General features: G+C 39.0%; 9 protein-coding genes. 1 reads left to right on the top strand and 8 read right to left on the bottom strand.

Features of this window, described 5'->3' with window-relative positions; genetic code table 11:
* Window positions 1-561 precede the first annotated feature (561 nt).
* Window positions 562-2,082: a radical SAM protein gene (locus tag K6G87_RS19230; RefSeq protein ID WP_296840919.1), complete on the bottom strand. Its 1,521-nt coding sequence runs from the start codon at window positions 2,080-2,082 to the stop codon at window positions 562-564.
* Between the two features lie 282 nt (window positions 2,083-2,364).
* On the opposite strand from K6G87_RS19230, the gene K6G87_RS19225 reads away from it, so the two are divergent.
* The gene (locus tag K6G87_RS19225) at window positions 2,365-3,402 is read left to right on the top strand and encodes a hypothetical protein (protein WP_296840917.1); all 1,038 of its coding nucleotides are present in this window, start codon (window positions 2,365-2,367) and stop codon (window positions 3,400-3,402) included.
* 122 nt (window positions 3,403-3,524) lie between these two features.
* Here the strand turns inward: K6G87_RS19225 and K6G87_RS19220 are convergent, their stop codons facing one another.
* The 7 genes from K6G87_RS19220 to sufC form a co-directional block, all read right to left on the bottom strand.
* On the bottom strand, window positions 3,525-4,847 hold the full coding sequence (locus K6G87_RS19220; protein WP_296840915.1) for a GGDEF domain-containing protein: 1,323 nt from the start codon (window positions 4,845-4,847) through the stop codon (window positions 3,525-3,527).
* Between the two features lie 215 nt (window positions 4,848-5,062).
* Window positions 5,063-5,608: a TetR/AcrR family transcriptional regulator C-terminal domain-containing protein gene (locus tag K6G87_RS19215; RefSeq protein ID WP_296840913.1), complete on the bottom strand. Its 546-nt coding sequence runs from the start codon at window positions 5,606-5,608 to the stop codon at window positions 5,063-5,065.
* A gap of 38 nt (window positions 5,609-5,646) precedes the next feature.
* Window positions 5,647-6,093, bottom strand: a complete 447-nt coding sequence (sufU, locus tag K6G87_RS19210; RefSeq protein WP_296840911.1) for a Fe-S cluster assembly sulfur transfer protein SufU — start codon at window positions 6,091-6,093, stop codon at window positions 5,647-5,649.
* Entirely contained in the window at window positions 6,083-7,300 is a 1,218-nt protein-coding gene (locus K6G87_RS19205) for an aminotransferase class V-fold PLP-dependent enzyme (protein WP_296840909.1), read from the bottom strand. The genes sufU and K6G87_RS19205 overlap by 11 nt, the downstream gene beginning before the upstream one ends.
* Window positions 7,301-7,325: 25 nt before the next feature.
* Entirely contained in the window at window positions 7,326-8,486 is a 1,161-nt protein-coding gene (locus K6G87_RS19200; protein ID WP_296840907.1) for a SufB/SufD family protein, read from the bottom strand.
* Between the two features lie 76 nt (window positions 8,487-8,562).
* Window positions 8,563-9,978: a Fe-S cluster assembly protein SufB gene (gene sufB / locus K6G87_RS19195; RefSeq protein ID WP_296840905.1), complete on the bottom strand. Its 1,416-nt coding sequence runs from the start codon at window positions 9,976-9,978 to the stop codon at window positions 8,563-8,565.
* 417 nt (window positions 9,979-10,395) lie between these two features.
* A partial coding sequence (sufC, locus tag K6G87_RS19190) for a Fe-S cluster assembly ATPase SufC (protein ID WP_296840904.1) occupies window positions 10,396-11,116 on the bottom strand: 721 nt, incomplete at its 5' end.

Genomic DNA, 11,116 nt, shown 5'->3' with positions numbered 1-11,116 from the left:
TCTCGAACCCTGGACAACCTGATTAAGAGTCAGGTGCTCTACCAACTGAGCTAGCAGCGCATTTCTTTTATTTTGTTTGCCGCAGTTCCTTGCGACAAAAGATACTTTACTACAACCTACAGACCTTTGCAAGTGTTTTTTTAAAAAATTTTTCAAAATGTGAAAAATGCTTGAAAATAGTAAGGTTTAACTTCCTAAATTGTGCATCAATACAATAGGATCAGGTCAAAATTGCCTGTTTTTGATAACCATTCTCATTTTTACCACTTAATTTTTTGTATTTTTAAAGCCGGAAAATCCAAATTTTTTTCAAAAATTATCACTGCTATATCATTTTTTCTAAATATTATTTCAAAATCAAGCCCAGATAACTCTACTGCATATTCTATATTCCAAAATCAAGCCAAGATAACTCTACTGCATATTATTATTCTAAATCCAAGCCAAGATAACTCTACTGCATATTTTTATTCTAAATCCAACAATCTATAAAGGAAAAGAGCAACAGGCATATACCCATTGCTCTTTTCATAAAAATCTTTGTTGGTTTAAAATATAGCATCAAAGGTTAGCGACATTCTTGAACTGCGCCACCTTATCTTTATTGGCATCTTCCTTAGCCTTATCTTCCTCATGCTCGAAAGCAGCAAGTTCAGGATGCATGCGCTTCTCATAAGAATAGTTCTCATATTTAGGTCTCTTATGTGTCTGATGAGCCCAGATATCATCAGCAACAGGGCCCCATTCCTTAGAGTAATCATCGCACTTTGAGCACAGATGCTCAACTGACTCTTCTGACTCTTCGTTGGTCTGGTGTGCTCCTGTTTTTGCAACCATCTCTCTTAAAAGCTGAGGATTCTCAAGCATCGGGCATGGACGAAGGTGATTTCTGTTAAATGGCTGGCCCTCATGATATGCCATGAACAAAGGAGACTGAAGCATCTCAAGTATGGAATTATCATGAATGTTAGTATTAGAGAAGTGTATGAATACACAAGGCTCTGCATCACCACTTGCATTGATATGGAAATAGTTACGTCCGCCTGCTATACATCCTCCAACAGCCTCACCGTCATTCTGGAAATCCATAGGGAAGAAGCCTATATCGCACTTGTCAGAACGGATATAACGTATCTTGTCGATCATCTTGCGGCGCTGCTCTACTGTAGGCATAAGTTCAGGAACTGCATTATTACCAACCGGCATATAGTGGAAGAAGAAACCGAATCTTGCTCCCTTATCTGAGATCATTCTAAGGAACTTCTCGTCTGTAACAGCTTCGATGTTAGCACGTGTATAGCAGATTGAGGTTCCGAATATGATACCGTATTTCTGGAACAGGTCCATGGCCTTCATAACTGCATCATAGTGCCCTATGCCTCTTCTAGCATCATTGGTATCAGGTGTTCCTTCTATAGAAAGCTGGAATGTGATATTTCCAAGTCTTACAACCTCTTTACAAAAATCATCATCTATAAGTGTGGAGTTATCAAAGATAGAGAACTCAACATCATTGTGCTTTTCTGCAAGCTTTAAGATATCCTTCTTACGAACAAGAGGTTCTCCGCCTGTCAGCATGTAAAGGTATACACCAAGCTCTTTGCCCTGAGTAATGATCTTGTCCATGTCCTCAAATGAAAGATTGTGCTTGGCACCGTATGTACCTGACCAGCAGCCCTGGCAGTGCATATTGCAGGCACTTGTAGGATCAAAGAGGATCAGCCATGGGATGTTGCAGCCGTATTTCTTACGATTGGCTCTGATTGTCTTGGTTCCGCGGAAGAATGCCTCATAGCCAAGGTTAAGCATTGTCATCTTGGCAACATGGGGATCAGTTTCATCTATTACCCTGTTTATGAACTTGATCCATCTGTTATCAGGGTCCTTTATAGCATTTCTGACTGCTTCCATATTTTTCTTGTCAAAACCATCAGAAAAGAACTTCTCAGCCTCATCTACAAGCTTAAGATAAGTCTCAGTCCTGTCTTCTGTTTTGTTAAGGTGCTTCAAATAACGATCAATAAGAATACTAAATGCCTGCCTCTGTGCAGCATGTGATATATTCTGAACAACTGTACTCATAGTCTGTCCTCCTTTTCTTATATTCATTGTATTATTCTTTAAAAAACCAGTCATCGGACAAGAATTTTAGTTTGAGTAATTTTTGGACACTTTTGCACATCTGTCCGTGTAGTATTTATCGTATTTCTAATAATATTATTTTGTCGTGATTAGTACTTTTCATTATCTTTAATTTGTGTAAAATTAAAGGAATAAATAGTAAGGTATAAATCGTCCAAAACAGTGCTCAAATTCACTAAAAGGTTCATATCTTTATTTATAATAAATGCTTAAGGTAAAAATATGGATAAAAAGAAATTAACAAGACTTATGATCGATTCCGTAGTAAAACGCGGCATCGAAAATATGGCAGATGACCCGAGAAGAAGCATAAGAAAGCTTGCAGATCTTGGAAGACAGTTCTCTACAGGACGTTTTCAGGATGACATAATCGATATCATTCAGACTATTCTCTCTAATGAAGATAGTCCTTATTATACTATGCTGCAGAACTTCCTTGATAACACAGACCACTCCTGTATAAGGAGATTTGGTATCAATATGGGCTATAACAGCTGGACTTATGATGCAAGGATTCTGCGTCAGAAGTCCCAGGATCTTTCAATAACACTTCCCTGGGCTTTGATGTTCAAATATGATGTCCGTTTAGACAATGGTGCAGATCCGGCTAAGATTGAAAGCATGATAGAGCAGGCCCTTCCTTATGGCATAAACTCTTTTGCCATAGTTCAAAGAGGAGGAAGCATCGCATCTAATGAGATAATCGATATATTCAGAAAAAATGAAGAATGCGCCTTCTTCTATTTTCTTGAAAATGCAGAGCTTACAACAAGTCAGGCTTCTGCATTAAAAGAATGCATGAACGTAATGATATCTATAAGTGCAGACGAGCCGCAAAGCTTTAATACTTCAAAGCTTTTGCATGATGCAAAGCTCTTGTACAGCATACATCATTTCTATGATGATAATGATTTTGAAAAAGTTGATTCGATTGATGCTAACTCAGATGCCCTTCAAAAATATTTCGATTACCAGTCAAGCATGGTAATCCTGATCCCCAAGAAGGGCTGCGCCAATCACGGTGATATAGTCAAGCAGATAAGGCTTGAAGGCAAGTTCCCATGCTTCATATGGGATATGTACTATGATTCATCCCTTATAAGTCAGAGACTTCTTGGAGATGAAAGAGGATACCTTGAATTCGAAACAGACGGATCTATAGTATTCCCTTCTAATGATAACGATGCATTAAACATAGATTCGCCTTTTATTGATATTGTCAAAAATGTCATGCCGGCATACAGCTGTACTGTCGCATAGTGAACTACCCATCATCTAAAACTAATGGGTTTTCTGGCTGTATCATTATAAAAAAGCTTTCGGTTTTCATCCATGGAGCTTAAATCCAAAGATGAAAATCGAAAGCTTTATTAAATTCAGATTTATTTCGCAATTGTAAGCTGGTCGCTTGACCTTACGCAGTTACGTCCATCAGCCTTGGCCTGATACAGGGCCTTGTCCATTCTCTCAAAAGCATTGTTGATGCTATCTGTTTCAAGAAGCTGAGTTATTCCTATACTGGCTGTTATAGTCCCGACATTTCCAAAATTCTCTGAGCTTATATGCACAAGTAAGTCACTTGTGATGTCACGTGTCTTACTAAGATCTGAGTCGTGGCATACAGCTACAAACTCTTCACCGCCCCATCTTCCAAGAACGCAGTTACTGTCTTCAAGGTATTCACTAACCATTTTGGAGAAGCGTTTAAGGGTCTTATCTCCTGTAGCATGACCATAATTATCATTGACTTCCTTGAAATAATCTATATCAAGAATAGCTATGGAAGCAGGTCCCTGACCCTTCCTTATATCCTCGATAGCATTGCTTATCTCTGTCTCTATGCGACCGTGATTAAAGACTCCTGTAAGAGTATCTATTGATGCCTTCTCTTCAAATTTCTTAAGATATGAATTCATAGCTTCCATAGATTCATTAATATCCTGAACCATAAATACGAAGCGGAAGTCATCCTCATTGCTCGTCTCAGAACGGCTGAATATAAGCTTAACCCAGATGAAAACTCCTTCCAGATTCTGCATCTTACAGTCAAAAGAAGCTGAATGTCCCGGAGCAAAATGAGTTTTCAAATATTCAGGATCTGTCCATTTAAGGAACTTTGGTCTGTCATCAGGCCAGATCATATTTACGATCATCATTCTCCAATCAGTATAAAGAATGTTTGAGTGAAGATTCTCACTGGAAACTTCAGTAACACTTATACTACTTGTAGTATTTTTGATAAGATCGATATACATTGAAAAAAGATATGTGTTCTGAATAGTATCGACCTTGGTTGATGCGATCATATCGCAATTTGAATCTTCATAATCAAGCTCATTAAGCACAAATATATAAATGCAGGTATCCTTTAAAGGATATATTGTCATCTGAATTATATGCTTATCGCCCTTAAAATCGATCCTGCAGCGCCTTGTATATTTATCATTATAAGTTCCGTACGAAGCCAGAAAGACCTTATAGGAATCAACAACCTTTTCACCACTGTCCTTCATATGAAAAAAAACTCTCTCAAGCAGATCATTATAATCGCCCGTCTTTTTAAAGCATTCATCCATGAAGCCGCGGCTTATTATTCTTTTATATTTGTTAGTACAGGAATTAACTACAAAGACCTGGTCTACCATTCCGGCCAAAAGACCAGTTACAGAATCCGGTGTATACTCCTCAATATTGTTCAAATCCATTTTAGTATCCCTCCCCATAAGGAATATACTGTTATGGCAGGCATCAAAGGATATATCCGCATATACTTTGATGTCAAAGTCACAAGATGTAATTCCTTATATTTAAATCCTTTTAGAGAAATCCCCGTTTTCTCTTTATATAATCTAATACATAATATCATTTATTTCGTATTATCATAACATAAAAATAGCAGCAAGTCGTTAATTGCTGCTTTTTATTTTTCTTCATCTCTTATTACTATTTTGGCAAGACCTACGCTTATAACTTTGAGCTTACCAACAAACTCCTCGTCATTCATCTGCATACCTTCAGAAAGCCATCTTGTAATGGCTGAAAGGAAGGCATCACAATAGAAGGTGACGAAGAAATCCTTAAGATCATTGTCCTTTATCATATCGTTAATATACAGATACATAATAGGACGTATGGACTCGATCACATAATCATGAAAAGAATTCTGGCCTTCGATTTTCAGTGCAGCCCTGTAAAACTCCCTGTCTTCATAAAACCTGTGGCAGATATCCTTAAGTGCATCCCACCCGGTTTCATAATCGTCGATATCCATCTTTCCAAGAAAACTCACAAGAAAGATCCAATTGACCAGATCATACTTGTCCTTGAAATGATAATAAAAACTTTTACGGTTCATTCCACAGGCATCGCATATATCCGATACACTGATCTTTTCGAAAGGCTTTTCCCTCATTAAGTTTTTTAAAGATGTCGCAAGGGCATTTTTAGTAATATTAGAATCAGCCATTCCTTACTTTACTTCCGTATTAGTTTATAGAATGTATATCAGTTTTCGCTCTTTTCAGGGTGCTCCAATATCTCCTGCATGGTCTTCCAGCCAAGAACTGCGCACTTAACACGCGCAGGCATATGAGACACATCCTGAAGTGCTGCAGCTTCATCAAGCTGCTCTATCTCTTTTTCATCAGTGACATCACCATGAATCATGCCCATAAAAGTAGATGCAAGCTTAATAGCTTCATCCTTGTTCTTGCCGATGATCTGGTCTGCCATCATATCTACAGATGCCTGTGATATAGCACATCCTGATCCGTCAAACATGGCATCTTCAATAATGCCTTTATCATTTACCTTAAGCTGCAAAGTAATGTCATCTCCACATGAAGGATTAACTCCGCGAAGCTTAAGAGAAGGATTCTCCATAACTCCCTTATGCAAGGGGCTTAAATTGTGTTCGTTAACGATCTCGCGATAAAGCTGCTTAATCTCCATAGCCCATAACCTTTCTGACGCCTTTTAATACTTCCAAAAATCTCTTAACCTCTTCTTCTGTATTATAGAAATAGAGGCTGGCTCTTGCCGTTGAGCCTGCGCCGATAAACTGCATAAGCGGCTGTGCACAGTGATGGCCTGCTCTTACACACACACGGTCTTCGTTAAGTACTGAAGATATATCGTGAGGATGAACGCCGTCCATAGTAAATGTCACAATTCCGCAATGCTTATCAGGATCCTTGGATCCATATATTTTAATATACGACAATTCGCTCATTCCGTCCATAAGAAGACGAGTAAGATGCTTCTCCTGTGACTGGATAAAGTCATATCCGACCTTCTCAAGATAGTCAATTGCAGCTTCAAGGCCTACAGCATCAGCAGCATTAACAGTACCTGCTTCAAATTTATGAGGAAGCTCTGCCCATGTAGCAGAGTCTCTTGTAACATACTCGATCATCTCTCCACCAGTAAGGAAAGGATCCATAGCTTCAAGAAGCTCTTCTCTTCCATAAAGGACGCCGATTCCCATAGGAGCCATAAGCTTATGTCCGGAGAAAGCAAGGAAATCTACATCAAGATCCCTTACATCAACCTTCATATGAGGCACAGACTGTGCTCCGTCTGCTATAACTATAGCACCCTTTTGGTGGGCATATTCAGCTATCTCTTTAACAGGATTGGTAATACCAAGTACGTTAGATACATGACCTATTGATACTATCTTTGCTTTGTCTGTGATCTTGGATCTGTATTCCTGTTCTGATATAACACCTTCTTCATCAGGCTCAAGCCATACAAGCTTTGCACCCTTTTGTCTGCATACCATCTGCCAGGGAAGAATATTGGAGTGGTGCTCCATTACTGTGATTACGATTTCATCGCCTTCATTGATATTCTTAAGGCCATAGCTGTAAGCAAGAAGATTCATAGATTCAGTAGTATTTCTGGTAAAAACGATCTCGCAGCTCTTCTTAGCACCGATAAAATCTGCTACTCTCTGTCTTGCATGTTCATAACGATCTGTAGCATCAACGCTCCAGTCATAGAGTCCGCGAAGAGGATTGGCATTAGACTTTTGATAAAAAGAAGTTACCGCATCCATTACCGCCTGCGGCCTCTGAGATGTAGCCGCGTTGTCAAAATATATATAATCATTTCCCTCAAATATCGGGAAATCTTTTCTGAAATCTTCTGCCTTCATACTGCCTCCAACCATTGACCTTTACTTACAGTATTCCATCAAGATATACTGCAACCTTATTTCTAAGATCCTCATCAGGGATCATACGTGCAACTGAATCAAGCCTTGCACGGACCATTATCTTCTTAGCGCTTTCCTTATCGATTCCTCTTGTCTCCATATAAAAGAGCATATCATCAGAAAGCTGGCCAATAGTTGCACCATGTCTTCCATCAACATTCTCCTCTTTACAAAGGATCAGAGGCATTGACCTGTTGATAACTCCGGGAGATAGAAGAAGTGTATCCTCCTGCTCATCTCCAACGCTTCCTGCTGAACTCTCACAAAAATCAAGTGAGCCTCTCCAGTTCTTAGTAGCATTTCCATCAAGAATTCCTCTGAAGGTTGCCATGGATTCTGTCTTCTTGCCACGCTGCTCTGCAACATAATTAAAGTCATAGAACTGGTCATCTGTACCAAGAAATCCTGTATTGTTATCTGAAACAGCTTCTTTTCCCAAAAGTCCTACATAAGCGCCAACATAAGCCTTGGAAGCACCCATCTCCATCTCAACAAGATCAAACTTGCCGTTATCCATTACAACGCCGCCAAGATCATCAAAATGTCTGACCTTCTTGCCAAGCATCTGAACCTTTACAAGATGAAGAATAGCATTACTGCCTACATAAAATTTAGTACTTACTGCTTCAATTCCTTCTGCATCAGCATCAGAATCATAATCCATTATGACTGTAAGCTCTGCATCATCAGGAACTATAATTACCTGACGGCTTATAGTGCTCTTACCCTTTTCAAGGTGATCGTGGAACATTACAGGCTCCAAAGTCTTTGTTCCTTCTACAGCCTTAACCACACTTGCCTTTACTCCGGCACTTTCCAAAAGGGCGTCCACTCCTGATCCCATACCAGTTCTTACTATCTGACCGGCATGATTTGGAGCAGTGTCTCCATTGGGACCTACAAGTCCCTCATCTGCTTTTAAATTTGCTTCATGAGAAGGAGCAAATACGCTCTCAGCTTCACTTGCATCAACATTCTCTGAAAGGCTCACACCTTCAGGAACCTTGACTGCTTCCATGGAAAATTTGGAAAAAGAAATATCTTTTTCACTTATATCTTCACCGTTTAATTTAAGCCACCTGTATGTTTTAGCCGGAAGCTCATTAACTCTCATATCTATATTCATAGGTTACCTCGCATCTAACTTCGCTACTTATCATGATCTACTATCACGATATCAGAATGTCACAATAATCCTTCAATTACATATTGCCTGACATTTCAAGCTTGATCAGATTGTTCATTTCTACTGCATATTCAAGAGGAAGCTCCTTGGATACAGGATCTGCAAAGCCTGATACGATCATGGCTCTTGCATCCTCTTCTTTGATACCACGGCTCATGAGATAGAATACTGCATCATCACTGATACGGCCTATCTTAGCTTCGTGTCCTACATCTGCATCATTGGTACGAATATCCATTCCAGGAATTGTATCTGATCTTGACATTGAATCAAGCATCAGTGAATCACAGGATATAACAGCCTTGGAATGCTTTGCACCTGAATTAATGGTAACTGAACTTCTGTAAGTTCCGATACCGCCGTCCTTAGAGATTGACTTAGTGCTGATAACAGAAGATGTATACTTACCGTTATGAACTACCTTGGCACCTGTATCCAGGTTCTGACCCTTACCTGCAAAAGTGATACCTGTATATTCCATCTTGGAATGATCACCCTGAAGGATAGTCATAGGATAAAGGTATGATGTATGTGATCCAAAGGAACCTGAAACCCATTCCATTACGCCGCCCTCTTCTACGATGGCACGCTTTGTATTAAGGTTGTACATATTCTTGGACCAGTTCTCAATAGTAGAATAGCGAAGTCTAGCGTTCTTGCCTACAAAGAGCTCAACGCAGCCCGCATGAAGGTTAGCAACATTATATTTAGGAGCTGAACATCCTTCTATGAAATGAAGATCTGCACCTTCATCTACGATAATAAGAGTATGCTCAAACTGTCCTGCACCTGCTGCATTAAGACGGAAGTATGACTGAAGTGGAATCTCCACCTTAACTCCCTTTGGAACATATACAAATGATCCGCCTGACCATACAGCACCGTGAAGAGCTGCATACTTGTGATCTGTAGGAGGAACAAGCTTCATAAAATGCTCACGGACCATATCTGCATATTCGCCGTGAAGAGCGCTTTCAAAATCTGTATAGACAACGCCCTGAGCTGCAACTTCATCTTTGACATTATGATATACAAGCTCAGAATCGTACTGGGCTCCGACACCTGCAAGAGATTCTCTCTCTGCCTGCGGAATACCAAGCTTTTCAAAAGTGTTCTTGATATCGTCCGGAACATCTTCCCAACTACCCTGCATTCCTGTTTTTGATTTTACATATGAAGAAATAAGGTCCATATCCAGTGAATCTGTTTCTGGGCCCCAATCAGGCATCTCCATATTATTGTATATATCAAGACATTTAAGACGAAACTCTCTCATCCATTCAGGATCATTTTTTTCCTTAGAAACCTTTTCAACGATCTCTCTGGTAAATCCGGCTTCCTCTCGGTAAAAGTCTTTATCTGTTTCTTCATCTTTAAAGTCGTACATTGACTGATTGATATCAGCAACTGACTTCTTTATATCATCGAACATATCAGTCCTCATTCTATGAACAGATATAATCTCTGCTCTATATTAAATACATTAACTATAGTTCTTATCCATATATTTTAATAAGATATATTCCATTAGGAATAATCCTGTTAAACAATTATAAACTTGCTAAATATTTATTAGCTTGCTAAATATCTATAGGCTTGCTGAATATCTATAAGCTTGCTAAATATCTATAGGCTTGTTAAATATCTATAAGCTTGCTAAATATCTATAAGCTTGTTAAATATCTATAGGCTTGTTAAATATCTATAAGCTTGCTAAATATCTATAAGCTTGTTAAATATCTATAAGCTTGCTAAACATTTATAAGCTTGCTAAGCATTTATATGCCTGTTAAATATCTATAAACCTGTTATCTATTTATAAGCTTACTAAATATTTATTAGCGAAACATCATTCCTTGATAAAACGCTCAAATCCGTTCTTATTGATCTCATCAACAAGTGATCCGTCTCCGGATGCTACAAGCTGACCCTTTACAAGAACATGCGTATGATCAACATGAAGTGATTCAAGAATCTTAGTTGAGTGAGTGATGATGATAAGCGCACCATTTTCTCTCTTCTGATATTCCTCTATTCCCTTAGAAACTGTACGAACAGCATCTACATCAAGTCCTGAGTCAGTCTCATCAAGGATTGCAAGACGAGGGCTGAGCATAAGAAGCTGAAGGATCTCGGCTTTCTTCTTCTCACCACCTGAAAATCCAACGTTAAGATCACGGTCCGCATATGAAGGATCCATGTTCAAAAGCTCCATTGTAGACTCTAAGAGCTTCTTGTAAGCAAGGAGCTTAATAGGCTTACCGGTCTGTGAATGAAGAGCATTTCTAATAAAAGCTGAAAGTGATATTCCAGGTACTTCCAGAGGATTCTGGAATGACATGAACATTCCGGCAGCTGCTCTCTTATCTGTAGAAAGATCTGTTATATCCTGTCCGTCAAAAAAGATCTTACCTTCATTTACTACATAATTGGGATTACCCATAAGAGTATTACCAAGTGTAGACTTACCTGCACCATTGGGTCCCATGAGTACATGAGTCTCTCCGGGGTTAACACTTAAATTTAATTTATGCAGGATCTGCATCTCATCAACTGAGACTGAAAGATCA

The sequence above is a fragment of the Butyrivibrio sp. genome (assembly GCF_024699075.1).
Note: the sequence above shows the minus strand (reverse complement) of the source record. Positions and strands in the feature narration are given on the sequence as shown.